Below are 574 nucleotides of genomic sequence, written 5' to 3' on the forward strand. Positions count from 1 at the left end.
TCCTCGACGGCATCACCCGCCGCACGGTCATCGGGCTGGCCAAGGATCGCGGCCTGGAGGTAATTGAACGCGCCATCCTGCCGGAAGAGCTGGAAAGCTTCGAGCAGTGCTTCCTGACCGGGACGGCAGCGGAAGTGACGCCGGTTTCGGAGATCGGGCCTTACCGATTCGAGGTCGGCGAAATAGCCAAGAATCTTATGAATGACTATTCTGCGGCCGTTCAGCCCAAGCACGCGATCGCCGCAGAATAACGAAAGCCACAGCTTTTTTAGGAAGTAGGGGCGGTTTTCGGGCCGCCCCTTTTATTTCAGCGTTTCTGCATTTGACTTTCGTCCAATTCGGCGTCTCATGATGGTGTCGGCCCGGGAGGCTGATAGCTATGGAGGGACTAATCATATGGACATGAACACGCTTCTTCCGATCATCATACAGGTGATTACTGGCATCATCGGTGGTCAGGCGGTCGGTGCGGCGCTCAAGACGGCGGCGATGGGTCAGCTTCCCAAAATCCTGGGCGGAGCCATTGGCGGCGTCGGTGGTGCGGCGATCCTCGGCAGCCTGCTGGGTGGCGGTG

1 protein-coding gene is annotated in these 574 nt (G+C 58.9%); it reads left to right on the forward strand.

All coding sequences use genetic code 11. From position 1 onward, the window contains the following. Positions 1 to 251, forward strand: a 251-nt coding sequence (locus EN991_RS38960; RefSeq protein ID WP_206519374.1) for an aminotransferase class IV, incomplete at its 5' end; no start/stop codon positions are given. Positions 252 to 574 lie beyond the last annotated feature (323 nt).

Origin of the sequence: Mesorhizobium sp. M7A.F.Ca.US.005.03.2.1 (genome assembly GCF_003997795.1) — a bacterium.
Lineage (GTDB): Bacteria > Pseudomonadota > Alphaproteobacteria > Rhizobiales > Rhizobiaceae > Mesorhizobium > Mesorhizobium ciceri.